The sequence below is a fragment of the Paraburkholderia aromaticivorans genome, assembly GCF_002278075.1.
GTDB lineage: Bacteria > Pseudomonadota > Gammaproteobacteria > Burkholderiales > Burkholderiaceae > Paraburkholderia > Paraburkholderia aromaticivorans.
This window is the reverse complement of sequence record NZ_CP022989.1, coordinates 277,775-303,127: the sequence shown is the minus strand read 5'-3', so window position 1 is coordinate 303,127 and position 25,353 is coordinate 277,775. Positions and strand designations below refer to the sequence as shown.

Annotated in this window: 22 protein-coding genes; 11 read left to right on the top strand and 11 right to left on the bottom strand. The window is 65.4% G+C overall.

Annotation, left to right across the window (positions count from 1 at the left end):
• Nucleotides 1–33 precede the first annotated feature (33 nt).
• The 3 genes from cobT to cobC are packed head-to-tail and all read left to right on the top strand — an operon-like array spanning nt 34 to nt 2,480.
• Nucleotides 34–1,095, top strand: coding sequence for a nicotinate-nucleotide--dimethylbenzimidazole phosphoribosyltransferase (gene cobT / locus CJU94_RS41650; RefSeq protein ID WP_095417227.1), 1,062 nt, complete (start codon nt 34–36; stop codon nt 1,093–1,095).
• A 33-nt stretch (nt 1,096–1,128) separates the two neighbouring features.
• Nucleotides 1,129–1,905 carry an adenosylcobinamide-GDP ribazoletransferase gene (locus tag CJU94_RS01285; protein WP_095417226.1) on the top strand — a complete coding sequence of 259 codons (777 nt, stop codon included), beginning with the start codon at nt 1,129–1,131 and terminating at the stop codon, nt 1,903–1,905.
• Nucleotides 1,890–2,480 (top strand): alpha-ribazole phosphatase, encoded by a 591-nt coding sequence (gene cobC / locus CJU94_RS01280; RefSeq protein WP_095417225.1) that lies wholly within the window; start codon nt 1,890–1,892, stop codon nt 2,478–2,480. Before CJU94_RS01285 ends, cobC begins: the two co-directional genes overlap by 16 nt.
• 35 nt (nt 2,481–2,515) lie before the next feature.
• On the opposite strand, the gene CJU94_RS01275 is transcribed toward cobC, so the two are convergent.
• From CJU94_RS01275 to cobU, 4 genes are read right to left on the bottom strand one after another with little or no spacing between them, the layout of a single operon-like run.
• Nucleotides 2,516–3,427 (bottom strand): cobalamin-binding protein, encoded by a 912-nt coding sequence (locus CJU94_RS01275; protein ID WP_095420166.1) that lies wholly within the window; start codon nt 3,425–3,427, stop codon nt 2,516–2,518.
• 59 nt (nt 3,428–3,486) lie between these two features.
• The gene (gene cobD / locus CJU94_RS01270; RefSeq protein ID WP_425272197.1) at nt 3,487–4,545 is read right to left on the bottom strand and encodes a threonine-phosphate decarboxylase CobD; all 1,059 of its coding nucleotides are present in this window, start codon (nt 4,543–4,545) and stop codon (nt 3,487–3,489) included.
• Nucleotides 4,546–4,549: 4 nt separating this feature from the next.
• The gene (cbiB, locus tag CJU94_RS01265; RefSeq protein WP_095417223.1) at nt 4,550–5,485 is read right to left on the bottom strand and encodes an adenosylcobinamide-phosphate synthase CbiB; all 936 of its coding nucleotides are present in this window, start codon (nt 5,483–5,485) and stop codon (nt 4,550–4,552) included.
• Nucleotides 5,485–6,039 carry a bifunctional adenosylcobinamide kinase/adenosylcobinamide-phosphate guanylyltransferase gene (cobU, locus tag CJU94_RS01260; protein ID WP_095417222.1) on the bottom strand — a complete coding sequence of 185 codons (555 nt, stop codon included), beginning with the start codon at nt 6,037–6,039 and terminating at the stop codon, nt 5,485–5,487. Before cobU ends, cbiB begins: the two co-directional genes overlap by 1 nt.
• Before the next feature lie 186 nt (nt 6,040–6,225).
• Here cobU and CJU94_RS01255 point away from each other — a divergent pair, with 186 nt between their 5' ends.
• Together CJU94_RS01255 and CJU94_RS01250 are read left to right on the top strand one after the other, a co-directional pair.
• Nucleotides 6,226–7,686, top strand: a complete 1,461-nt coding sequence (locus CJU94_RS01255) for a cobyric acid synthase (protein ID WP_244220979.1) — start codon at nt 6,226–6,228, stop codon at nt 7,684–7,686.
• A gap of 143 nt (nt 7,687–7,829) precedes the next feature.
• Nucleotides 7,830–8,246, top strand: coding sequence for a DoxX family protein (locus tag CJU94_RS01250; protein ID WP_095417220.1), 417 nt, complete (start codon nt 7,830–7,832; stop codon nt 8,244–8,246).
• Between the two features lie 82 nt (nt 8,247–8,328).
• Here CJU94_RS01250 and CJU94_RS01245 read toward each other — a convergent pair whose 3' ends face one another.
• A complete protein-coding gene (locus CJU94_RS01245; RefSeq protein ID WP_095417219.1) occupies nt 8,329–8,748 on the bottom strand; it encodes a PaaI family thioesterase in 420 nt (139 codons plus the stop codon).
• Nucleotides 8,749–8,958: 210 nt separating this feature from the next.
• On the opposite strand from CJU94_RS01245, the gene CJU94_RS01240 reads away from it, so the two are divergent.
• Nucleotides 8,959–9,597 (top strand): ParA family protein, encoded by a 639-nt coding sequence (locus tag CJU94_RS01240; protein ID WP_095417218.1) that lies wholly within the window; start codon nt 8,959–8,961, stop codon nt 9,595–9,597.
• A gap of 146 nt (nt 9,598–9,743) precedes the next feature.
• Here CJU94_RS01240 and panD read toward each other — a convergent pair whose 3' ends face one another.
• The 4 genes from panD to CJU94_RS01220 all read right to left on the bottom strand — a co-directional run bounded on the left by panD (nt 9,744) and on the right by CJU94_RS01220 (nt 12,267).
• Nucleotides 9,744–10,130 carry an aspartate 1-decarboxylase gene (panD, locus tag CJU94_RS01235; RefSeq protein ID WP_012432059.1) on the bottom strand — a complete coding sequence of 129 codons (387 nt, stop codon included), beginning with the start codon at nt 10,128–10,130 and terminating at the stop codon, nt 9,744–9,746.
• 50 nt (nt 10,131–10,180) lie between these two features.
• Nucleotides 10,181–11,014 carry a pantoate--beta-alanine ligase gene (panC, locus tag CJU94_RS01230; RefSeq protein ID WP_095417217.1) on the bottom strand — a complete coding sequence of 278 codons (834 nt, stop codon included), beginning with the start codon at nt 11,012–11,014 and terminating at the stop codon, nt 10,181–10,183.
• Between the two features lie 187 nt (nt 11,015–11,201).
• The gene (locus CJU94_RS01225) at nt 11,202–12,077 is read right to left on the bottom strand and encodes a segregation and condensation protein A (RefSeq protein WP_095417216.1); all 876 of its coding nucleotides are present in this window, start codon (nt 12,075–12,077) and stop codon (nt 11,202–11,204) included.
• A gap of 4 nt (nt 12,078–12,081) precedes the next feature.
• Complete coding sequence (locus CJU94_RS01220; protein ID WP_007175923.1) at nt 12,082–12,267, bottom strand: DUF3460 family protein; 186 nt, start codon at nt 12,265–12,267, stop codon at nt 12,082–12,084.
• A 456-nt stretch (nt 12,268–12,723) separates the two neighbouring features.
• Between CJU94_RS01220 and CJU94_RS01215 the strand changes: the two genes are divergently transcribed.
• Complete coding sequence (locus CJU94_RS01215) at nt 12,724–14,559, top strand: autotransporter assembly complex protein TamA (protein ID WP_095417215.1); 1,836 nt, start codon at nt 12,724–12,726, stop codon at nt 14,557–14,559.
• A gap of 28 nt (nt 14,560–14,587) precedes the next feature.
• On the top strand, nt 14,588–18,949 hold the full coding sequence (locus CJU94_RS01210; RefSeq protein WP_095417214.1) for a translocation/assembly module TamB domain-containing protein: 4,362 nt from the start codon (nt 14,588–14,590) through the stop codon (nt 18,947–18,949).
• A gap of 110 nt (nt 18,950–19,059) precedes the next feature.
• Here CJU94_RS01210 and metG read toward each other — a convergent pair whose 3' ends face one another.
• Nucleotides 19,060–21,195 carry a methionine--tRNA ligase gene (gene metG, locus CJU94_RS01205; RefSeq protein ID WP_095417213.1) on the bottom strand — a complete coding sequence of 712 codons (2,136 nt, stop codon included), beginning with the start codon at nt 21,193–21,195 and terminating at the stop codon, nt 19,060–19,062.
• A gap of 390 nt (nt 21,196–21,585) precedes the next feature.
• Nucleotides 21,586–22,239 carry a YiaD family glycine zipper/OmpA-like lipoprotein gene (locus CJU94_RS01200; protein ID WP_095417212.1) on the bottom strand — a complete coding sequence of 218 codons (654 nt, stop codon included), beginning with the start codon at nt 22,237–22,239 and terminating at the stop codon, nt 21,586–21,588.
• A gap of 349 nt (nt 22,240–22,588) precedes the next feature.
• Here CJU94_RS01200 and apbC point away from each other — a divergent pair, with 349 nt between their 5' ends.
• The 3 genes from apbC (at nt 22,589) to dcd (ending at nt 25,318) form a co-directional block, all read left to right on the top strand.
• Complete coding sequence (gene apbC, locus CJU94_RS01195) at nt 22,589–23,677, top strand: iron-sulfur cluster carrier protein ApbC (protein WP_095417211.1); 1,089 nt, start codon at nt 22,589–22,591, stop codon at nt 23,675–23,677.
• Nucleotides 23,678–23,871: 194 nt separating this feature from the next.
• Complete coding sequence (locus tag CJU94_RS01190) at nt 23,872–24,405, top strand: superoxide dismutase family protein (RefSeq protein WP_095417210.1); 534 nt, start codon at nt 23,872–23,874, stop codon at nt 24,403–24,405.
• A gap of 343 nt (nt 24,406–24,748) precedes the next feature.
• Nucleotides 24,749–25,318 carry a dCTP deaminase gene (dcd, locus tag CJU94_RS01185; RefSeq protein WP_095417209.1) on the top strand — a complete coding sequence of 190 codons (570 nt, stop codon included), beginning with the start codon at nt 24,749–24,751 and terminating at the stop codon, nt 25,316–25,318.
• Nucleotides 25,319–25,353: the final 35 nt, after the last annotated feature.

The window sequence follows — 25,353 nt, the reverse complement described above, 5'->3', positions numbered from 1 at the left end:
CGTCATCCCAACATTCTCTTTTTACACACGCTTATGACTTCATTGCCACGCTTATCCGGACTGCCCGAAGTCGAACCACTCGATCAAACGCTGCGCGTCGAGTTGCAGCACATCATCGATACCAAGACCAAACCGCCCGGCAGTCTCGGCCGGCTCGAAACGCTCGCGCGTCAGATGGGCCTCATTCAGCGCACCACGCATCCCACCGTGACGCGCCCGGCGATGATCGTCTTCGCCGGCGACCACGGCGTGGCCGAGGAGGGCGTGAGCCCTTATCCGCAAGCGGTGACCGCGCAAATGGTCGCCAACTTCGTCGCGGGCGGCGCGGCGATCAATGCATTGAGCCGCGTGTCGGGTATCGAGCTCGAAGTGGTCAACGCGGGCATCGCGACGCCGCTGCCGTCGGCGGAAGGACTCGTCGACATTCCGGTCGCGGCGGGCACACGCAACTTCGCGCGCGAACCGGCCATGAGCCGCGACCAGGCGCTCGCCGCCATGCAGGCGGGCGCGGCGCGCGTACGGCATCACGCGGCGCTTGGCACCAACGTGATCGGCTTCGGCGAGATGGGCATTGCCAATACCTCGGCGGCGGCGTGTCTGATGAGCCGTATGTGCGGCGTGCCGATCGACGAATGCGTCGGCCGTGGCACGGGCCTCGACAATGCGGGGCTCGCGAGGAAGCGCAACGTGCTGGCCTCGGCGCTCGCTCATCACCCCGTTTCCAGCGATCCCCTCGACGTGCTCGCCACCTTCGGCGGCTTCGAGATCGCGATGATGGCGGGCGCCTATCTCGCGGCGGCCGAGACACGCATGACGATTCTGGTCGACGGCTTCATCGCGAGTTCGGCCTTGCTGATCGCCGACGCCTTCGCGCCGAGCGTGCGCGAGTACTGCGTGTTCGCGCATGCGTCGAACGAAGCGGGGCATCGTCGCATGCTCGATCATTTCGGCGCGCTGCCGTTGCTCTCGCTCGACATGCGGCTCGGCGAAGGCACCGGCGCGGCGCTCGCGGTGCCGCTGCTGCGGGCGGCGGTGGCGTTCGTCAACGAGATGGCGAGCTTCGAGTCGGCGGGCGTCGCCAATCGCGATGCGTGATCGCTCATATAGCAACACTGGCCCGGCACACCCATGAACCCGCTCGCGGAACTGCGCTATTTCTTCACGGCGCTCGGTTACTTCACGCGTGTGCCGGTGCCGCGCTGGGTCGGTTATGAACCGCATTATCTGAATGCGGCGGCGCGTTATTTTCCGCTCGTCGGCGTATTGATCGGCGGATTCAGCGCGCTGGTCTATCTCGCCGCGTTGCGCGTTGTTCCGGCGGGCGTGGCGGTACTGCTCTCGATGGCCGCGTCGCTGCTCGTGACCGGCGCGTTCCATGAAGACGGTCTCGCAGATTGCGTCGATGCGTTCGGTGGCGCCTATACGCGCGAAGACGTATTGCGAATCATGCATGACTCGCGCATCGGTGCTTTCGGCGCCATTGCGCTCGTAATCGCACTCGCATTGAAGTGGCAAACGCTCGCCGCCATGCCGCCGCTGCGGGCCGCAAGTCTGATGATTGCCGCGCATGCGGCGAGCCGAACGTGCGCGATCAGCTATCTCGCCACGCTCGACTATGTGCGTGCCGAAGGCAAGGCCAAACCGGTGGCGCAGCGCCTGAACGGCGGTGCGTTCATCTGCGCGGCGATATTCGGTTTGCCGTGGCTGCTATGGCCGGGCTTGCATGGTGCGCCGGACTGGCGGTTCGCGGCCTCGGCGCTTGCGGTGCTAGTGGTACTTCGCTTTGCAATGGGCCGTTATTTCGTCAGACGCATCGGTGGTTATACCGGCGACTGCCTGGGCTTCGCGCAGCAAATTTTTGAGTTGAGCATCTACCTGGTGGGGCTGATATGGATATCGTCCTGATTCGCCATCCCGCGGTCGCGCTCGATGCGGGCGTGTGTTACGGCCACAGCGACGTGGCGCTCGCCGAGGATGCCGAGGTATCCTCGGCGGCGCTTGCCTTGAAGCTCGCGACTTTGCAGGTGCCCGCGCCACGTGTGCTGATGTCGAGTCCGTTAAAGCGCTGCTCGGCGCTCGCCGCCGAGATGGCGAACGACTTCGGCTGCGTGATCAGTCACGACGATCGTCTGATGGAAATGAACTTCGGCGCTTGGGAAGCGCAACGCTGGGACGCCATCGACCGCGAACTGCTCGACGACTGGGCGGCCAACTTCGAACATGCGCGCGCGCATGGCGGCGAAAGCGTGGCGCAGTTCGTCGCGCGCGTGCGGGCGTGGCTCGACGCATTCGCGCTCACGCGCGAGTTGTCGCCGGCTTATGTGGTCACGCATGCGGGCGTGATTCGGGCCATCGCGTCGATCGTGCTGGACGTGCCGCTGGAACGCTGTCTGCGCTGGTCGCTCGATATGAGCGGCATTGTCTGGTTGCGCAGGAACGATGAAATGCGGCAGTGGTCGCTGGTGCGGTGGAATGCGTAAGGCGTAAGGCGCGCGGGACGCCGATCGCCCTTGCTTCATGGCGTGCCTGGCTTTCTGCGTGAGCGCGCCGCGTCGAGGTCTTCGCACAATTGCCTCGCGCCTTGCGCAATGCGCGGCGCCGGACGGTTGATCAGATCGCCGTCGATCGCAAAGAGGTTGTTGTTCGCCACCGCGGTGAGGCTCGGCCACGCTCGCCATGCGCCGAGTTGCGGCAAGGTGGTGTCCGGCTTCGTCGCGCCCGGCGCCGCTGTGACGATCGCTTCCGGATTCGCTGCGAGCACCGCTTCGGTCGAGACGGTCGGCACCAGCGGTTCGAGTTTGGCGAACACATTGCGCCCGCCGCACAGCGCGATCACGTCGCTGACCATATGCTCGCCGTTGAGCGTCATCAACGGCTGATCCCACACCTGATAGAACACGCTGACGGGCGGCCGGCTCGCATACCGGCTGCGCAGTGTTGCAATGTCATGACGGTAGGCGGCCGCCGCCGCATCCGCAATCGGCGATGTGCCGAGCAATTGCCCGAGCTTTGTCAGCGACGTGGCCACGTCGTCCAGATGATGCGGCTCGCTGAAGAAGAGCGGGATGTGCAACTCGCGCAGACGATCGATTTGACGCTGCGCATTGCCGTGCCGCCACACCACGATCAGATCGGGCTTCAGTGCGACGATGCGCTCCAGGTCGAGCGCCTTGTTATCGCCCACGCGCGGCAACCGTTGCGCCTGCGGCGGGTAGTCGCTATACGACACGGCGCCGATCACCTTTGCGCCACCGCCCGCGGCATACAGCATTTCGGTGACGTGCGGCGCGAGGCTGATCACCCGTTGCGCGGGAGCCGGCAGCGTAACGGTTGCGCCGGTGTCGTCGATGACGGAGACGGCGGCAAACGCATGCAGCGTGTGGACGAAGAGCGCGGTGGCGATGGCGAAGCGGGGCAGTCGGTTCATCGGGCGAAGATGCGGGAGACGGAGGGTGAGCGTGGGATGGATGCGAGGTCTGTGCTGCATCAACCCGCTCGTGTGGGATCGATCTCTCGAACGGCGGCGTGCAAACTTTCTTCAAAGCGGGCCCATTCGGCTTCGGTCGCAGGCAAGCCGAATCGAACGCTGCCCGACGGCGTGAACAGCCGCGTCCACACGCCGCGCCGGGCCAACGCTTCATGCAAAGCGGCGGCGCGGGCGTCGCCGGTCCACGCGAAAAGCGGCGTGCCGCGCGTGTCGAAACCTTGCGCATGCAACAGGTCGGCCAGCCGCGCGCCTTCGGCTTCGAGCCGCATGCGCATGGGCCATTGCCAGGCCTCGTCGGCGAATGCGGCTTTGACCGCGTGGCGAGCCGGGCCGTTGACGGTCCACGCGCCCAGCGTGTGGCGCAGGCGTTCGAGCAACGCAGGCGCGCCGAGCACGAAACCCGCGCGCACGCCGGCAAGGCCGAAGAATTTTCCCGGCGAGCGCAACACGAGCAAGCCGTCGCGATGCGTACTGGCCGCGAGCGAGGCCGACGGCATGGTGTCCGCGAAGGCTTCATCGACCAGCAGCGTACCGCCGCGCGCGCTCAACTGGGCATGCCAATGCAATAGCGTGGCGGCGCTCAGATGCGCGGCGGTCGGATTGTTCGGATTCACGACGACTGCATGCGTGAGCGCGTCGGGTAACGTTTCGCGGCAGACATCGAGCGTTATCGTTTCATGGCCGGCGCGCTCGAATGCGGGCGCGTATTCGCCATACGTGAGCGGCGCGATACCGACGCGTGCACGCGGCAGCAGCGCGGGCAGCGCGCGAATCGCCGCCTGGCTGCCTGCCACCGGCAGCACATGCGCGGCGTCGGGCGCGCCGTAGTAGCGCGCGGCACAGGCGGCGAAATCGTCGCCGTCGTCGGGCAGGCGACGCCAGGCGTCGGCGGGAACCGGTGGGACCGGATAGCCGTGCGGATTGATACCCGTCGACAGATCGAGCCATTGTGCGTGCGGAATGCCATAGCGTCTGGCCGCTTCGTGCAGATTGCCGCCGTGCGCGACGGTGCCGATGGCGGAGGCAGGTTCGTTCGCTTCGTGCACGCGGCCGTTCATCCGATCAAACATGGAACGGCACGCTCAGCAACGCCAGCACGATCAGCACGGCGAGCCACAGAATGACCGTGCGCTCGACCAGCATCAACGCGGCGTTCACGTCGCCGGCCTGGGCCTCGTGTCCAAAGCCGAGCGTGGGCCGGTGTTCGAGTGCGCCGTGATACACCGCCGGGCCGCCGATCACCACATTCAGGCTGCCCGCGCCGGCCGCCATCACCGGGCCGGCGTTCGGGCTGTCCCAGCGCGGCGCCTGTTCGTGCCAGCAGCGCCACGCGGTGCGCGTGTCGCCGAGCAGCGCGTAGCCGGCGGCGGTCAGACGGGCGGGAATCCAGTTGAGCACGTCGTCGATCCGCGCGGCGGCCCAACCGTAGCGCAAGTAGCGCGGCGTGCGGTAACCCCACATCGCGTCGAGCGTGTTGGCAAGACGAAACCCGAGCGCGCCGGGACCGCCTGCGATGGCGAACCAGAACAGCGCGCCGAAGATCGCGTCGTTGCCGTTTTCCAGCGCCGATTCGACGGCGGCGCGCGATAGCGCGCCTTCGTCGGCATGCGCGGTTTCGCGCGAGACGATGCGCGCGGTGAGCAAGCGCGCCTGGGGGAGATCGCGCTGTGCCAAGGCCTGCGCGATCGGCGCAATGTGATCGTGCAGACTGCGCGCGCCGAGCGCGAACCACAGCAACAGAACATGCACCGCGCAGGCCGCAAAAAACGGCAGCACGGCAACGAGGCACCACGCGATCAGCACCGGCGGCATGACGGCCAGCGACCATGCCAGCAGACCTTTGAGCCGCAAGCGCCGGCCGGTGTTGTAGCGGGTTTCGAGGCGCGTCGCCCATTTGCCGAACCCGACGAGCGGATGAGCCGTGCGCGGCTCGCCGAACCAGCGGTCGATGACGACGCCCGCGGTGGTCAGCGTCACGAGAAGCGGGAGCGACAGCATCACGCGCGGCTCGCGGTTTTGAGCGCGAGCGGCAAGCCGGCGACCATCATCGTGGCCTGCGTGCTCAGCGCGGCGATGCGCTGGTTGAGCCGGCCGAGTTCGTCGACGTAAAGACGCGTGGCCGCGCCGAGCGGCACCACGCCCAGGCCGATTTCGTTGCTGACCACGATCACCTTGCCTTGCGCGTCGACAAGCGCCGTTTCGAGCGCCGTGACATGCGCGTGATAACGGACGACCGGCAGGGCGTCGCCTTCGGGCGGACAGAGCAGATTGGCGAGCCACAGCGTCAGGCAATCGATCAGGATGCAATGGCCGGGTGCGTCCGTTTGCGTCACCGCGCCGGCGAGATCGGCGCCTGCCTCGAGCAGCCCCCAATGGGCCGGACGCCGCTCGCGATGGTGGGCGATGCGGGCGTTGAATTCGGCGTCGTTCGCCACGCGCGCGGTGGCGATGTAGGTGACGGGCAGGGTGCTTTCGGCGGCGAGCCGTTCGGCGTGCACGCTCTTGCCTGAACGGGCGCCGCCGAGAACGAAGGTGAGGTCGCGGGAAGTCATCGCGTGATTGTACCGGCGTGCAGTGCGGGCCGGCGCGATGGGATAATGCCGCGATCCCACGCATGGCGTTGCTGCACGAACGCCGCGTTACCGCCTGCTTCATGGGCCGTTCACCACCAAGCCCGAGAATTCGTGACCACCACTTCGACCTCGCAAGACGCCGCGCCCGTGCCGCGCGGCACGCTGATGATCCAGGGGACCACGTCGGACGCCGGCAAGAGTACGCTGGTCGCCGGTTTGTGCCGGCTCGCGCGGCGCGCCGGCGTGCGGGTCGCGCCGTTCAAGCCGCAGAACATGGCGCTCAACAGCGCGGTGACGGTGGACGGCGGCGAGATCGGCCGCGCCCAGGCCTTGCAGGCGGTGGCCGCGGGCATTGCCGCGCACACCGATCTGAATCCCGTGCTGCTCAAGCCGACCAGCGACCGTGGCGCGCAGGTGATCATCCACGGCAAGGCGCGCATGAATCTCGACGCGCGTGCGTATCACGACTACAAACCCGTCGCCTTCGAAGCGGTGCTGCAATCGTATGCGCGTCTGCAGGCGGCGTACGACACGATCTTTGTCGAAGGCGCGGGTAGCCCCGCCGAAATCAATCTGCGCGACCGCGATATCGCCAACATGGGTTTCGCGGAGGCCGTGGATTGCCCGGTCGTGCTGGTGGCCGACATCGACCGCGGCGGCGTGTTCGCCCATCTCACGGGCACGCTCGCGTGCCTGTCGGCGAGCGAGCAGGCGCGGGTGCGCGGCTTCGTCATCAACCGCTTTCGTGGCGACATCAGTTTGCTGCAGCCCGGTTTGGCCTGGCTCGAAGCGAAGACCGGCAAGCCGGTGCTCGGCGTCGTGCCCTATCTGCACGGCCTGACGCTCGACGCCGAAGACATGCTGCCGCCTGAACTGCGCGCGGCGCATAGCGGTGGGGCGGCGCGCATGCTGCGGGTGGTCGTCCCGGTGCTGCCGCACATCAGCAATCACACGGATTTCGACGCGTTGCGCGCGCATCCGCAGGTCGATTTTCATTACGTGCGCAGTGGCGCAGCGCCGCCGCCGGCCGATCTGATCATTCTGCCGGGCTCGAAGAACGTGCCCGGCGACCTGGCGTTTCTGCGCGCACAGGGCTGGGACGCGGTGCTGCAAAAGCATTTGCGTTATGGCGGCCGGGTAATCGGCATTTGCGGCGGCATGCAGATGCTGGGTCGCGAAGTGGCCGATCCGCATGGCGTGGAAGGCGCGCCGGGTACGTCCGCGGGACTCGGCTGGCTCGATTACTCGACGGTGCTCACGCGCGACAAGACACTCAAGAACGTGACCGGCCGCCTCGTGTTGCCGGGCTCACCGGAAGTGGCCGGCTACGAGATTCATATGGGCGAAACGCGCGGCCCGGCACTAGCCACGCCCGCGCTGCAATTGGGTGACGCGCGGGACGCCCGCCCCGACGGCGCGATTTCCGCCGATGGCCAGATTCTCGCCACCTACGTGCACGGCCTGTTCGACACGCCGGCCGCCTGTGCGGCGTTGCTCGCGTGGGCGGGTTTAAGCGGTGCCGAGGCAATCGACTATCCGGCGTTGCGCGAGGCGTCGCTGGAACGCCTTGCGGACACGCTCGCCGAGCACCTCGATTTGTCGAAACTTTTTGCTGCGATTAGTTGATCGGGGTCAACGACAAAAGCTGGATTAAATCCTATTGGGAAATAATCAAAGCTTGAGGAGTGGTTTTTCGCGCCATATGGTTCGAATAGAGTGCTGACATCGACGGCCGTTTTCCGTGCCGTCTCTCTCTTCGAGGACCTGTCATGAACCCGAACCGTTCCGCCGATCTCGCCGCGCTACTCCTGCGCGTCGCTCTGGGCGTGCTCTATCTCGCCCACAGTCTGCAAAAGATTTTCGTTTTCACGCTGCCCGGCACGGCGCAGTTCTTCGTCTCGCTTGGCCTGCCGGGCTGGCTCGGCTATGTGACGGCGTTCGTCGAACTGTTCGGCGGCATTGCGCTGCTGCTTGGCGTGCAGGTCCGCTGGGTCGCGCTCGTGCTGCTGCCGTTCATGCTCGGCGCGATGTCGCAGCATCTGCACAACGGCTGGGGTTTCGCGTCGCCGCATGGCGGCTGGGAATATCCGGCTTTCTGGGCCGTGACTCTGGTGGTGCAGTCGCTGCTCGGCGGCGGGGCGCTGTCGTTCGGCGGAGTGAAGGCGCTGCGGGCGGTGGCCGCCTGAGCGGTTAGCTGGATCGATGAAAAGGCACGCGCCGCAAGGCCGCGTGCTTTTTTCATGGCGCGGTTCTAGCGTCGCCCCATCATCAATACAATACAATCTGCGTGCAACGGAACAGCGCCATCGTCTTGCCGTTCGGATCCATGACCGTGGCGTCCCACACCTGCGTGCTGCGTCCCAGGTGCACGCTCTTCGCGACCGCGCGGATCGTCCCCTCGGTTGCCGTGCCGAGAAAATTGCTTTTCACCTCGATGGTCGTGAAGTTGCGCGCCGTCTCCGGCAAATGCGCGAGGCACGCGTAGCCGCATGCGGTGTCGGCGAGACCGATCACGGTCGCGGCATGCAAAAAGCCGTTCGGCGCGAGCAGTTCCTTGCGCACGGTCAATTCCGCAATCAACTCGCCTTCGTCCAGCGACAGCACATGCACGCCCAACAGACCCGGCAGCGAGCCCTGCTGGCGTTCGTGGAGGCGTTCGACGGTGTATTCCGGGCGGAGTTTGCTCATGAGATTCGGGTCCTCGATGGAAAAATCGGCAGCGCACGGTAGCCAATAAGCCGTTCAGGGGCTTCGGCGAAAGTGCATTTGTCGATATTATCAACGGCTGGACCGGCAGGTGGGCCCGAAAACCAGTCCTGATCCGGGCACACTTGCGCATGTCAGAGCAATACGCGGCAAACCGGCTGGCAGCGCCCAGCCTTCTTTCCGGGAGAATTCATGACGGTGATCGTGGTGGCGAATCCGAAGGGCGGCGTGGGCAAAAGCACGCTGTCCACCAATCTGGCTGGCTATTTCGCGGCGGCCGGCGAATGGGTCGCACTGGCGGACCTGGACAAGCAGCAGTCCGCGCACGCGTGGCTGTCGCTGCGGCCCGACACGCTGCCGGCCATCGAGACGTGGGAAGTCAATCTGGACGCGCCGGTCAAACCGCCCAAAGGGCTGGAGCACGCGGTGATCGACACGCCGGCCGGGCTGCACGGCCATCGGCTGGGCATCGCACTGGATCTGGCCGACAAGGTGATCGTGCCGCTTCAGCCGTCCATGTTCGATATCCTCGCCACCCAGGAATTTCTCGAACGGCTGGCCAAAGAGAAGGCGGTCAGGAAAGGCGCTATCGAAATCGGCGTGGTCGGCATGCGCGTGGACGCGCGCACGCGTTCGGCGGAGCAGCTGCATCGCTTTGTCGAGGGGCTGAAGCTGCCGGTGCTGGGTTTTTTGCGCGACACGCAGAATTACGTGCAGCTGGCGGCCCACGGGCTAACCTTGTGGGACGTCGCCAAAAGCCGTGTCGAGAAGGATCTGGAGCAGTGGCAGCCGATCCTCGAATGGACTAGCACAGCCGACAAGAAGGGTTGAAGCGAAAGGGCAGGCGGCCGCGCCGCCCGCTGGATGAGGCTGCCCTCGCAGTGGAAATCCCCGTGGGGCCGCCCGCGGGGCAGGCGTGTCAGCGAACTGCAGACCGGAACGATGGTGTTGAGTGACGGAACCGAACCGCGCAGCGTTCAGGTCCAGTTCTGCGTCGGCACGTGATCGCGGCTGCCCTTGATCTTGTTGTTGTCGTCCACGAATACCAGGTCGGGCTTCCAGCCGGCCTTCAGCTCCGCTTCGTCCACCACCGCGAACGCCGCGATGATCACCAGATCGCCCAACTGCGCGCGCCGCGCGGCCGAACCGTTTAGCGAGATCATGCCGCTGCCGCGCTCGCCCTTGATCGCGTAGGTCGAGAAACGCTCGCCGTTGTTGATGTTCCAGATGTCGATCCGTTCGTTTTCGACGATGTTCGCCGCTTCCAGCAAATCTTCGTCGATCGCGCACGAACCTTCGTAGTGCAGTTCGCAGTGCGTGACCGCGACGCGGTGGATCTTCGACTTCAGCATGTTGCGTTGCATGACCAATCCTGTGTAATTTCCTGTGCGTGTCTACGCTGCCTAAGACGGCTTCAGATTTCGAGGTTGTCGATAAGACGGGTGGCGCCGAGCTTGGCGGCCGCCAGCACGACCAGTTCCGCGTTCGCGTCTTGCGGACCCGGCGGCAGCAGGTCAGACTGCTTGCGCACCGCGATGTAGTCCGGTTGCCAGCCGCGCGCGGCGAGCGCCGCCATCGCCGCCTGTTCGATCTTCTTGAAGTCGCGCTCGCCGCCGAGCACGGCTTCGCGCACGCGATTCAATTCGGCGGCCAGCTGCGGCGCTTCGGCGCGTTCGGCGGCCTGCAGATAGCGATTGCGCGAGCTGAGCGCGAGGCCGTCGGCGTCACGCACGGTTTCGGCCGCGATGATGTCGGTGGGCAGGGCGAACTGGTTGCACATGCGGCGCACGATCATCAGCTGCTGGTAGTCCTTCTTGCCGAACACGGCGACGCGCGGCTGCACGCACGACATCAGCTTCATCACCACCGTGCACACGCCCTGGAAGAAGCCCGGCCGGAATTCGCCTTCGAGGATATCGCCCAGATCGTGCGGCGGATGCACACGGTACTCCTGCGGCTCCGGATAGAGGTCTTTTTCCGTCGGCGCGAACAGCACGTAGACGTTTTCCTTCTGCAGCTTCTCGATGTCGGCTTCGAGCGTGCGCGGGTATTTGTCGAAGTCTTCGTTCGGACCGAACTGCAGCCGGTTGACGAAGATGCTGGCCACCACCGGGTCGCCGTGCTGGCGCGCGAGGCGCATCAGCGACAGATGGCCCTCGTGCAGATTGCCCATGGTCGGCACAAAGGCGGTGCGATTCTGGCCGCGCAACTGGTCGCGCAATTCATGGATCGAGCTGATGACTTTCATGATCGGACAGGGATTTCCTCGCGCGGCGCGAGACTGGGTGGACGCAAAACCCTAGGGAATCGCGCGGGCCGCCGCCTCACTGGTGATGACAGGTTCGGAGCGCGGGATTGTAGTGGATTTGCGCGCCCGCCGCACCGAAAAGAGGCGCCTTCTCCCGCCGGGCGGAAGGGAGCCCCGTTTGAGGGCGTCAGGCCGGCAAATAGGCGAGGCGCACATAGATCGGCGCGAACGGTTCCGCCTGCGTGATTTCGACGAGCGATTCGCGGCACAGTTCGAGCACGGCGATGAAATTCACCACCACCACCGGCACGCCCCTGGTGGTGTCGAACAGGTCGGAGAATTCGATGAAGCGGGCGTTCTGCAGTTGCCGCAGGATCGAACTCATATGCTCGCGCACCGAAAGCTCTTCGCGCGAAATCTTGTGATGCTGGACCAGCTTGGCGCGCTTGATCACGTCGGCCCAGGCGGCGCGCAGGTCTTCGCTGTTCACGTCCGGAAAACGCGGCGTGATGCTTTGTTCGATGTAGACCTCGGCGCGCAGGAAATCGCGCCCGAGTTGCGGCAACTGGTCGATGCGCTGCGCCGCGAGCTTCATCTGCTCGTATTCGAGCAGGCGCCGCACGAGCTCGGCGCGCGGATCTTCGGCTTCCTCGCCGCTGTCGGCCTTTTTCACCGGCAGCAACATGCGCGACTTGATCTCGATCAGCATGGCGGCCATGAGCAGATACTCGGACGCGAGTTCGAGATTGGTCTGGCGCAACTGGTCGACGTAACCGAGGTATTGCACGGTGACGTCCGCCATCGGAATGTCGAGCACGTTGAAGTTCTGCTTGCGGATCAGGTACAGCAGCAGATCCAGCGGTCCTTCGAACGTTTCGAGAAACACCTCGAGCGCATCCGGCGGGATGTACAGGTCCGTCGGCATCTTGAACAGCGGCTCGCCGTACAGGCGTGCAAAGGCGATGCCGTCGACGGTGTCGGGTGTCGAATCGGTGGCGGGCGCGGCGAGCGCGGCGTCGGCGGGGGCCGGCGGTGCGCCGTGTGCCTCGTCGGCGTGACTCACGCGCTTAGAAGTTTTGATAGTACGAGTAAGGCGTCTGTTCCACGCGCGAGGCTTTCTGCTCGGCGCGTTCTTCGAGATCGATCGGCTGTTTGTCCCACAGCAGCGCGCGGCCGCGGCGTTGTTCGGCTTCCAGATTGGGTTTCTGTTGCTTGAGCTGGTTCAGGAACTGGGTGATGTCCGATTGATACATGGCTCGACGTCCGTGGTGTGGGAATTGGCGGCTGCCCGGCGGTCATTCGCCCGGCACCGCTACTATCCGATAATTTTACCGCATGCGCGGCGCGCGGTCGAAAAACGGCGGCAGCGCCGGGCGGCAGGCGATGAAAATCGCCGGAACCCGTGCGACGCGGCATGCGTCAAAGGCGGGCGCGTGGCCGGGCTGGCCAGGTCGAGGTGGCGCCGGGTCGCGTGGCGGTGGCGTTAAGGGCGCTAAGGTAGCCTTAAGGTGGCGTGATATTCGCCGTATGCGTTGCGCGCGTTGCGGTGTGCTGCGGCGTGCGCGGATCGGGCGGGGAGGCCCGCCCGCAAGCCACGGACGCATTTTTAGAGATCTCGCGGCGGCACGCCGATGTGGTCAAATAGCGAGCTTCGGCCGCCGCGGCGCGTCCGAGCGACAAAATTCATCAACCACGGCCGGAGGTCCTGTTTGGCGGGGTGTGCGATCGACAAGCCGCGGCTGCGGCGCGGCAAGGCCGGTGGCGGCCATGGGCTTCTCACGCCCATGCGGCGCTGGCTGCGCGCGTGGCTGGCATTCGCCCTCGTCATGCTGACGCTGGCGGCCGGCAACGCTCACGCGGCGAAAGCGGCAGCCAGCTACAAGGTCGATATCGAAGCCACGCCGCGCGCTTTGCGCAAGCTGCTCGAAGCCCATCTGGACATCGCGCGTTTCGCCAAACGTCCCGACATCAGCGACGACCAGTTCGAGTTTCTGATCACCGCCACGCCTCAGCAGGTGCGCGACCTGGCTTCCACGCAGGGCTATTTCACGCCGATCGTGCGCACCGACGTGCGCACGATCGACGCTACGAAACACGTCACGGTGAGCGTCGATCCCGGTCCGCAAACCGTCATCTCGTCGATTTCGCTGTCGTTTCGCGGGCCGGTGCTGACCGAAGACCCGGCGCAGGAGAATGCCGCGCGCTTTGCGTTTTCGCTGCACGAAGGCGATCCGTTCTCACAGGGCGACTGGGACGACGCGAAAAACGCGTCGCTCAAGGCTTTGCAGGCGCGCCGCTATCTGGCCGCGAAGATTTACCACTCCGAGGCGCGCGTCGATCCGCGCACGCACGAGGCGACGCTGTCGGTCACGTATGAAAGCGGGCCGACCTTCACCATGGGCAAGCTCGACGTGTCGGGCACGCGGCGCTACCCGGAGCAGATCGTCGACAATGTGAACCCGATTGCGGTGGGCGATATCTACGACGTGCAGCGGGTCGCCGAATTGCAGCGCCAGTTGCAAAATACGCCGTACTACGCAAGCGTCGCGATCGACGTGAATAGCGACCCCGCCAAACCGGTCGAGACGCCAATGCACGTGAAGGTGTCGGAATATCCCTATAACAGTATTCGCGGCGGCGTGGGCTACTCGACGGACAACGGCCCGCTGGTGCAGGGCGCCTATTCGTATCTCGACACGTTCGGCAAAGCGTGGCCGTTCACGATCCAGGGCCGCGTCGACCAGGTCCAGCAATACGGGCAAATCGAGCTGTCGATGCCGCCGGGGCCGCGCGCGTGGACCAATAGCATGCTGGCCTCCTACACCACGACCGATGTTTCGGATACGCGCATTTACAGTATCCGCGGCGGCGTGCAGCGGGCCCGGACCTCGCAGTTCATCGACTACAACTACGCGCTGCTGTTTTACCAGGACCGGCTCGATCAGAACTCGGCCGCGCCGACCACCAGCCGCGCGCTGGTGCCGTCCTGGTCGTGGACCCGGCGCAATACCGACGACCCGCTGTTCCCGCGCAAGGGCAACCTGATTCACGTCGAGGCGGGCTTCGCAATCAAAGGCGTGCTCACCGACCAGACCTTCATTCGCGGCTACGCGCGCGGCCAGCAGTATCTGCCGATCGGCAAGGAAGACCTCGTGCTGTTTCGCGCCGAACTCGGCGGCGTGTTCACGAGCGGCAGTTCGAGCGGTATTCCGGCCTCGCTGCTGTTTCGCGCGGGCGGCTCGAATTCGGTGCGCGGCTACAGCTATCAGAGTATCGGTAACAACGTCGACGGTTCGGTGCTGCCCACCAAGTATCTCGTCACGGCGACGGCCGAATACCAGCACTGGTTCAACCACGACTGGGGCGCGGCCGCGTTCTTCGACGTCGGCACCGCCACCGACACGTGGGGCGAAAAAGTCTTTTATCCGGGCGTCGGCGTCGGCGCGCGCTGGCGCAGCCCGGTCGGCCCGGTCAACGTCGACGTCGCCTACGGGATTCGCAACAGAAGCGTGCGGCCGTATCTGACGCTCGGCATCGCTTTCTGATGGCAACCTGCTTCTACATGATCCACGCATGACCACGGACGTTTCCGCCCAACCTCCCGCGCAGCCGCCCGGCGCTCAACCGCCAGGCGAGCCGCCCGGACAGCAGCCGCCGCCGAGGCGCCGGCTCGGCCGGCTGCTGCTGAAAACGATCGCGTGGACGGTGGCGGTGGTGGTGCTGTTGCTGGCGTTGGCGGTGGGTTTGCTGTATGGCGCGTTGACGACCGAGCGCGGCACCGCCTATGCGTGGCAGGCGGCGGTGAAGCTGCTGGGCGGCAAGCTGAGCGGCACGCTCGACAGCGGCGCCCTCGCCAACGGCCTGCAGTTGCGGCAGGTGCGCTGGCGCAGCCTCGACGGCAGCGGCACCGATATCCAGATCGACCGCGTGGCGGGCCGCTGGGCGCTCACGCGCAAACCGTGGCGGTTCACCCTCGAGTATCTGCATGTCGGCACGGTGGAGGCGCGCGTCGGCGCTTCGTCGTCGAGCAGCGGGCCGGTGACGCTGCCGCAGGACTTGCGCTTGCCCCTCCAGCTCGACCTGCGCGACGTGCAGGTCGACAAACTGCTGCTGCATCAGGGCGCGTCGACGACCGAGCTGTCGCGCTTCGTCTTTCATGGGCGCAGCGACGGGCGCCATCACGAGGCCGCGATCGAGCGGCTGGACACGCCGTTCGGCGCGGTGACGGCGGCTGCCAGACTCGACGGCGTGCGGCCGTTTCCGCTAAGCGGGGATGTCGGCTATTCGGGCAAGGTCAACAACGAGGCGGTGCAGGTGGGCGGCCATCTAAGCGGCTCGTTGGAGAACCTCATCGCCGAGCTCGATGCGAGCGGCATGAAGCTCGCGGGTCACGCCCGGGTCGAAGCCGAGCCGTTCGGCAGCGTGCCGCTTCAGCGCGCCACGCTGACCTTCGATCACATCAACCCGCAGGCTTTTGCGCCTGGCGCGCCGCAGGCCGATCTGGCCGTGCGGGCGGAGTTGCAGCCGGTGGGGCAAGGTGCGGTGGGTGGGGCGAGTGCGGACGCGGCGATGACGGGTGTTGCCAGTGCGGGTGTGGCCAGTGCGGGTGTGGCGAGTGCGGGTGCGGGCGCGAGTGCAGCCAGTCCAGCCCAGCCTCCCCGGATCGCGAGCGGCGAACCCGGCGCTCAGCCGCGCGCGTCCGGCAAAAGCGCGGCCGGCTTCGCGGTCGCCGGCCACGTTTCGATCGTCAACGCCAAGCCCGGCGCGATCGACCAGAACCTGCTGCCACTGATCGATGCCAATGCGGACGTGCGGCTCGACGCCCAGGCGCAGCGCATCTCGAACCTGAACGTGCGCCTCGTGAAGAACGCCACGCTCACCGGCGGCGGCGCGCTGAACGGCAAGCGCGGACAGTTCGATCTACGGGTCGCCGGACTCGACCTGAACGCGCTGCAAGCAACGGTGCGGCCCACGCAGCTTTCGGGTCCGATCGGCGTGCGCCTGAACGACGACGTGCAGAGCCTCACGCTCGACCTCGCCGATCCGAAGGCGGGGCTGCGCGCCCAGGGCAAGTTCACGTTCGATCCCGCCCGGATGAGTTTCAACGATGTGCGCATCACGTCGGGCAAAGGTCGCATCGACCTGTCCGGCGCGCTCAAGCACGACGCGAATTCCACCTACAACCTGAAAGCGCAACTGACCGATTTCGATCCGTTGACGCTGACTTCGCAGATGCCGGCGCGCACGCCGGTGGCCGGCCCGGCGCCGGCGGCGAACAACGCCAACAAGGCCGACACGGCGCAGGCCGCGGCGCAAGCGGGCAGCACCGGCGGCGCGAAAAGCGCGGCGCCCGCCGACAAAGCCGCCGCCGCCGTGAAAAACACCGCCAGGGCGGCGGTGAAAACCGAAGTGGTCCAGCGCAAAACGCCGCCGCCCAAGCGCAGCGCGCCGCCTGCCCGCAAGATCGAGGCGCGTGTGAACGGCACGCTGACGGCGGCCGGCATGCTCGGCCCGGTTTTCACCACGAAGGCCGACTTCAAGCTCGGCCCGAGCGTCTACGACGGCCTGCCGCTGACCGGCGGCGGCACCATCCAACTGGCGGGCTCGCGGATTCTGCCGAGCCGCGCGAACCTCTCCGTGGCGGGCAATCAGGTGGATCTGCAAGGCAGCTTCGGCGCGCGCGGCGACCGGCTGAAGTTTCGCGTCGATGCGCCGGAACTGGAGCGCCTCGGCTTCGGTCTGGCGGGACTCGTCACGGCCGATGGCGACATCACGGGCTCGTTCGCGCATCCGAATGTGGTGCTGAACTACAAGGCGGACAGCGTGGTGTTCAGCAGCAACCGCATCGGTCATGCGGAAGGGCACGCCGAGTTGCGCGACGGCGCGAACGGCGCGCTTGTCTTCACCACCGATGCGCGCAATCTCAGCGCGGGCGGCGTCGATCTGAGCACGCTCACGGCGCGCTTGTCCGGCACGCGCGCCAATCACACGCTCGAAGCCGCGGCCACCGGCAAGCTGCAGGACCGCCCGCTCGACCTCACGCTCGCCGCCAACGGCAAGCTCACCGAAGCGCGCGACGGCACGCGCTGGGACGGCACGGTCACCCGCCTGCAGAATCGCGGCACGCCGGCGCTGAATCTGGAGTCACCGCTCGCCGTCAGCGCCGGGCCGCGGCGCCTGACGCTCGGCGCGACCCGGCTTACGCTAGAAGGCGCGGTGCTGAGCCTGAAAACGTTCGTCTTCGACCACGGCAAGATTCAGTCGGCGGGGAGTCTGACCGGCATTTCGGTCGTGCGTCTGCAGGATCTGCGGCGCGAGATTACGGGTGAGCCGCCGGTCGTCAAAACCGATCTGGTGTTCGACGGCGACTGGGACTTCGCGCTCGGCAGCACGGCGAGCGGCCATATCCAGCTGAAGCGCCGCAGCGGCGACGTCACCGTTGAAATCGGCCGGGGCCTCGCTTCGCTGGGCATTTCGGATATCACCGCGCGCGCCGAGTTCAGTGGCGGCAACCGGCTGAACGCTACCCTGCACGCGCAGGCGAGCCGCATCGGCGTGATCGACGCCGACGCGCACACCACGCTGGTCATGCGCGAGGGCTTCCTGAGCGTCGACGAAGCGGGCGCGCTCACCGGCAATGTGAATGCCAATGTGCCATCGCTGAAAACGACCGGCGGCCTGTTCGGCCCGAGCTATCTGCTCGACGGCCATCTCGCGCTCAAGCTCGCGCTCGGCGGCACCGTCGCCAAACCGAACCTGACCGGCTCGCTGCTCGGCGACGGCCTGTCCGCGACAATGGTCGACCAGGGCGTGCAGTTGAAGGACGGCGTGGTGCGCATCGCGCTCTCGCAGAATCTGGTCGACTTCCAGCAGGTCGAATTCCATGGCGCGAGCGGCACGCTGCGCGCCTCCGGGCGCGTGCGTCTGGACGGCGCCCAGCCGGACCTGACCGCGAGCATCGTCGCGGACAAGCTCGAGCTGTTCGCCGCGCCGGACCGTAACCTGTCGCTGTCGGGCAGCGCGAGCGTGGCGAACGGCGGAACGCTTGGCGGCATGGAGATCAACGGCAAGTTCGTGGTCGATCACGCGTTGTTCGACATGCCGGAACAGTCCGCGCCGAAGCTCGGCGACGACGTGGTGGTGGTGCGTCCTGACGGCTCCGTGGCGGGCGAGCGGCCGCGGCCTGTGGCGGGTACCAACAAGCCGGTCGGGCCGTTCGCGCCGCGCGCCAATATCGACATAAGCCTCGGCAACAGCTTCCGCTTCCGCGGGCAGGGCGCCGATCTGGGCTTGAGCGGCACGATCACCGCCATGAGCGCGCCGAATCTGCCGCTGCGCGCGGTGGGGAACGTGCGTGTCACGCCGGGTTCGACGTACACCGCGTTCGGCCGCAAGCTCAATATCGAGAACGGCTTTTTCACGTTCAACGGCCCGGTGGCCAATCCCGGCATCAACATCCTGGCGATGCGCCGCAATCAGCAGGTCGAGGCGGGCGTGCAGGTCACGGGCACGGTTCAATTCCCGACCGCGAAGCTGGTCTCGGAGCCGAGCGTGCCGGATAACGAGAAGCTCTCGTGGCTGTTATTCGGTCACGGTACGGATCAGGGCAACAACCTGGGTCAGCAGAGCACCATGACCACGGCGCTCGCGTTGCTCGGCAGCGCGAGCGGCAAGCGGATCGCCCAGACCTTCGGGCTCGACGAGTTTTCGATTGGACGAAGCGAAGTCGGGTTGACCGATCCGCAAGTGGTGATGGTGTCGAAGGCGATCAACGAGTGGCTCGTGATCGGCTACGAACAGGGGCTGCAGTCGGCGAGCAATGCGATCAAGGCGACCGTCAACCTCACACGGTACTGGTCGGTCGCGGCTTATGGCGGCACGTTCGACGGTGTCGATCTGCTCTATACGCGGCGCTTCGACCGGATCCGCTGGTGATGTGCGCGGCGCGGGGTTGACTCTGCGCCGCAAGAAAAAACGGCACGCCTTTTGGGCGTGCCGTTTTCATTCGTGCCCGCAGCCTGAGCCGCCGCGCGCTTCAACTGCCGTTACTTCACGCGCATGCCCGGCTTCGCGCCGCTATCCGGCTCGAGCACGTAGAGGCCCGGTTCCGCTTTCTCGTCAGTGGCGGACGCGGCCAGCACCATGCCTTCGGACATGCCGAACTTCATCTTGCGCGGCGCGAGGTTGGCCACCATGACCGTCAGCTTGCCGACTAGCTGTTCCGGCTGATACGCGGTCTTGATGCCTGAAAACACGTTGCGGGTCTTCTCTTCGCCGACGTCGAGCGTGAGTTGCAGCAGCTTGTCCGAACCTTCCACCGCCTTGCACTCGACAATCTTCGCAATGCGCAAATCGATCTTCGCGAAGTCGTCGATCGAGATGATGCCGGGCGTTTCGTCCTTCTCTGCGACGGCCGCTTTCGCCGCCTTCGATTTGGCCTTGGCATCGGCCGGCGCCGCCGCATCCGGCGTGGCCTGCAGCGAGTCGCGATTGGCGGCCAGCAGCGCTTCGATCTGCTTCGGGTCGACGCGTGTCATCAGATGCTTGTACGCGTTGATCGGCCGGGTGGAACTGAGCGGCACGTTGGCGTCGGCCCACACCAGCGGTTCGATGGCGAGGAACGCTTCGACCGCTTCGGCGAGCTTCGGCAGCACGGGTTTGAGCGCCAGTGAGAGCAGCCGGAACGCTTCGATGCTCACAGTGCAGGTTTCGTGCAGCGCGACGGCGTTCGCCGGGTCTTTGGCCTGATCCCACGGCTTGGCGGTATCGACGTAGGCGTTGACTGCGTCGGCCAGTTCCATGGTTTGACGTAGCGCGCGGTTGTACTCGCGGGCTTCGTAGTTCGCGGCGATTTGCGGCACCGCGGCGCGCAGCGAAGCGAGCAGCGGATGTTGCATCGCGCTGTCCTGCACCCGGCCGTCGAAGCGCTTGATCAGGAAGCCGGCGGCGCGGCTCGCGATGTTCACGTACTTGCCGACCAGATCGCTGTTGACGCGTGCCTGGAAGTCGTCGAGGTTCAGGTCGAGGTCTTCCATCGTGCTGTTCAGCTTGGCCGCGAAGTAATAGCGCAGCCATTCCGGATTCAGACCGGTCTCGATCACGCTTTGCGCGGTAATGAACGTGCCGCGCGACTTCGACATCTTCGCGCCGTCCACGGTCAGGAAACCGTGCGCGAACACGTTGGTCGGCGTGCGGTGGCCCGAAAACTCGAGCATGGCCGGCCAGAACAGCGTGTGGAAATACAGAATGTCCTTGCCGATGAAGTGATACTGCTCGGCCTTCGAACCCTTGCGAACCCACGCCTCGAAATCGAGGCCGCGTTTTTCGGCGAGATTCTTGAAGCTCGCGTAATAGCCGACCGGCGCGTCCAGCCACACGTAAAAATACTTGCCCGGCGCGCCCGGAATTTCGAAGCCGAAATACGGCGCGTCGCGCGAAATGTCCCAGTCGGCGAGCTTGGCTTCACCGGCGTCGCCGAGCCACTCGCGCATCTTGTTGGTGGCCTCCGGCTGCGCGAGGCCGCCCACCCACGCGCGCAGGAAGTTCTCGCAACGCGGATCGGAGAGACGGAAGAAATAGTGCGTCGAGGTCTTGCGAATCGGCGTGGCGCCAGAGACGACCGAGTACGGATTGATCAGTTCGGTGGGCAGATACGTCGAACCGCATACCTCGCAGCTGTCGCCGTACTGGTCTTTCGCCCCGCATTTCGGACATTCGCCCTTGATGAAGCGATCCGGCAGAAACATTTCCTTGACCGGGTCATACGCCTGTTCGATGTCGCGCGCGTCGATCAGGCCCGCTTCCTTGAGCGCCAGATAGACGTTTTCGCTAAGAACGCGGTTCTCTTCGGAGTCGGTCGAGTAGTAATTGTCGAACGAAATCCCGAAGCTGTCGAAATCGCGCTTGTGTTCCTGCCACACGCGGTCGATCAACTGCTTCGGCGTGAGACCTTCTTTTTCCGCGCGCAACATGACCGGCGTGCCGTGCGTGTCGTCGGCGCCCACGTAGTAGACCTCGTGCCCGTGCATTCGCAACGTCCGGACCCAGATGTCCGTCTGGATATATTCGACCAGATGGCCAATATGGATTTGCCCGTTCGCATAAGGAAGGGCCGACGTGACGAGAATCTGGCGACGCCCTGACGGCGCGCCTGCGGAGAGATCGGTTGCGGGTGCTGACATAAGGATGGTGGGAGCCTGCGGTGGGACGAAACGTTGATTCTAGCAGGGCAGGCGCCCAGCGCGGGGCGGGGCCGCGTGGGGCGCGGCCCGGGTCGTTGCCGGGCGGACGGTGGGTCCCCAAGGGGGACTCCCTCGTTGTGTTAACCGAGCGCCCAAAAAAAACCGGGGCTATTAACCCCGGAGCAACAACGACAAGAGGAGAATGGTGACGCGGCGGCTTCGCCAGCCACGTACCGTAAAGACAGACAGCGGATTTTCCGCAGAGTTCGAAATTTTTTTCGTTCTCGTGCGAGATTCCTGTTCCCTGCCTTTCACGGCTTTCCAAAAAATAACGATCGCCGGCGATACAGCCGCGGCGACCGGCTTTCCCACTCTCCCTAAGCCCTGTCCTTATTGCGTGGCGTGCTGAGCCGTGGCGCGCAGATAGATTTCCACGCGGCGGTTCGCGGCACGGCCGGCTTCCGTATTGTTGTCGGCGATCGGCTGGGTTTGGCCCAGGCCTTGTGCCGACAGGCGCTGCGGCGCGACGCCGCGCTGACCCAGATAGCCCGTCACGCTTTCGGCGCGGTTGACCGACAGCGTCTGGTTGTAGGCCGGCTGGCCAGTGCTATCCGTGTGGCCGACAACCTGAGCGACCAGTTCCGGATTCTGCTGCATGGTCTGCGCGAGCTGGTCCAGCACCGGCGCGAACGACGGCTTGACTGCGTAGCTGTTGGTGTCGAACGTCACCGAGCTCGGAATGTTCAGCTTGAGCGAACCGTCCGGCTGTTCGGTGATCTGCGTGCCGGTGCCCTTGGTGGCGCCCGACAGCTTGTTATGAATGGCTTGCCAGTTGTAGCCGGTGATGCCGCCCACCGCCGCGCCGACGCCCGCGCCGATCGCCGCGCCCTTGCCGCCACCGAAGATGGCGCCGAGCGCCGCACCGGTGCCGGCGCCCACGCCCGTGCCGACAGCCGTGTTGGTGCCCTGTTGGGTGGCGCAGCCTGCCAGCAACGAACCGGCAACGGCAAAGATGGCCACGCGAGTCATGATTTTTGCATTCATTTTTGATTCCTTTTGAGTGAAGCGAGTCAGGCAGATAAGGCAGCGAAAAGCGACAAATCTATACGGCGAACATGACGGCAGTAAAGCCGTCGGCTCGATAATAGGAGAAGTCCTACGCCTCATTCAGCCTCGGTCCGACAGTGAAGAAGGGTCTTCCGGCAAGGCGTGGCGCCAGCCACTACAATGGTGGCTGAAGCACGCAGCGATGCGGCCCCATTGCGTCCCGCCTGCCCGAAGGGTGCCCGTCGCACCGGCTTTTCGCAATGCTGTCTAACAATTTCTTTCAAATTCCGGCGCGTGGCCGAGACTTCGATTCCGCTGCGCCGCAGGTGTTCCCCACGGAGTGTCAATGAGTATTGATCGGGCTTTGGTCGACGCTGCCCTCGCGGCCGTCACTGACCCCAACACCGGCCGGCCATATGCGGCGGCCAGGAATGTCAAGAACGTCGCCGTGCAGGGTGACGCGGTGAGCGTCGAGGTGGTACTCGGCTATCCGGCCATGCGTCAGTTCGACGCGATCCGCGCACAGTTCGCCGATGCGCTGCGCGCCGTGCCCGGTGTGGCTGACGTGCAGGTGCAGGTGTCGCAGCAAATCGCCGCGCATACCGTGCAGCGCGGCGTGAAACTGTTGCCGAACGTCAAAAATATCGTCGCGGTGGCGTCGGGCAAGGGCGGCGTCGGCAAGAGCACCACGGCCGTGAACCTCGCGCTGGCGTTGGCGAGCGAAGGCGCATCCGTCGGCATTCTCGACGCGGACATCTACGGCCCGTCGCTGCCCATGATGCTCGGCATCGTCGGCCGCCCGGAGTCGCCCGACGAGAAGTCGATGAACCCGATGACCGGCCACGGCCTGCAGGCCAACTCGATCGGCTTTCTGATCGAGCAGGACAACCCGATGGTGTGGCGCGGCCCGATGGCCACCTCCGCGCTCGAACAGTTGCTGCGGCAGACCAACTGGCACGATCTCGACTATTTGATCGTCGACATGCCGCCGGGCACCGGCGACATTCAGCTGACCCTGTCGCAACGCGTGCCGGTCACGGGCGCCGTGATCGTCACGACGCCGCAGGACATCGCGCTGCTCGACGCGAAGAAGGGCCTGAAGATGTTCGAGAAGGTCGGCATTCCGATTCTCGGCATCGTCGAAAACATGGGCATGCATATCTGCTCGAACTGCGGCCATGAGGAGCATATCTTCGGCGCCGGCGGCGGTGAGCGCATGGGCAAGGAATACGGCGTCGACGTGCTCGGCAGCCTGCCGCTCGACATCGCGATCCGCGAGCAGGCCGACTCCGGCAAACCGACCGTGGTGGCCGACCCGCAGGGGCGTATCGCGGAGATCTACCGGTCCATCGCGCGCAAGGTGGCGGTCCATATCGCCGAGCGCGCTCGCGACATGACGTCGAAGTTTCCCAACATCGTCGTCCAGAACACCTGAGAAAACGCCGGGCCGCCCCAAGTTTTCTCACCCCTTCGGGGGCTGTCGCGCGGCGATAGGTTGGAGCGCTCCCGACCGCGGTCCGGACAAGGGGCCAAGGCGCCTGTTTGCGCCTGGTCTCGCGGTATCATGTCGACTTCACGAGTTCGGCTCGGCGGCCGCAGGGGCGGCCACCAGGCCGGCAAGAGGATCGCATGGGAAAACGAATCGACGGGCAGGCGGTGCATGCGTTCATCGTCCTGACTGCCACCAGTGTGCTGTTATGCGGCTGTAGCGCGTTCCTGAGACCACAGGAAAAACGCGCCGACGCGCAGTTGCTGCCCACCGTGGGCAATCAGGCGCGCGGCCTCGTCACATTCATCGAGCGCTCGGACGGCGTGCAGGTCACCTACAATCTCGCCGGCATGGCACCCAATAGCGACCACGCATTGCAAGTGCACGAGCGTGGCGACTGTAACGCCGCCGACGGCTCGAGCGCGGGCCAGGTGTTCTCGCCGGCCGCCGAGCGTCTGAAAACCGGCGCACGGGTCGAAGGCGATCTCGGCAACATTCATGCGGATGCGAACGGCGTGGCCACGGGCTTCATCGTCGCGCCGGATGTCTCCCTCGACGGCATCCGCTCGGTATTGCAGCGCGCGGTTGTGCTGCATCACGACGCGAGTGATCCGTACGCCTATCCGCAGCATGGCGCCGGCCCCGCGCTCGCATGCGGACTGATCCGCCAATGAGCGACGGGCGCCGCGTATGCGCGGGCCAGGTGCGCCTCGCTGGCGTTCGTAAAGGCGGTCTAGAGTTAGGCGAACCGGCCATTCCCAACCCCACCCGCAGCAGCATTCTCACGATCGCGTAAAATAAGCGCCTTTCGTTCGGCCGCCTGGCCGCGGTGCCCGCCGCCCGGGTCTCGCGGCCACGCTGTCGAGCCGGCAGCATAGTGCGTCCGAGCGGCACGCCGTCTGGGCCCGCGCCCGCCAGCCAGTGCAATACGGGCGCGTAGTTAGCCCAAAGTGACCCGGCACTTACCGGGTTGTTATCCGTCACACCCCTGTCATTCACGTCGAGCAGCGTTCACCTATGACTATCAAATCCGACAAGTGGATCCGGCGCATGGCCGCGTCGCACAAGATGATCGAGCCGTTCGCGCCCGATCAGGTTCGCGTCTCCGAAGACGGCCGGAAGATTGTCAGCTACGGCACGTCGAGCTACGGCTACGACATCCGCTGCGCCGACGAATTCAAGATCTTCACGAACATCAACTCGACCATTGTCGATCCGAAGAATTTCGACGAGAAGTCGTTTGTCGACTTCAAGGGCGATGTCTGCATCATCCCGCCGAATTCGTTCGCGCTCGCGCGCACGGTCGAGTATTTCCGCATTCCGCGCAGCGTCCTGACCGTGTGTCTGGGCAAGTCCACGTATGCGCGTTGCGGGATCATCGTCAACGTGACGCCGTTTGAGCCGGAATGGGAAGGGCACGTCACGCTCGAATTCTCGAATACGACACCTTTGCCTGCGAAAATCTACGCGAACGAAGGCGTCGCCCAAGTGCTGTTTTTCGAAAGCGACGAGATTTGTGAAACGTCGTACGCGGATCGCGGCGGCAAATATCAAGGTCAGCACGGCGTCACGTTGCCCAAGACGTGACGTCGGCAGCGCATTGACCCACTAGCTATTCGGGT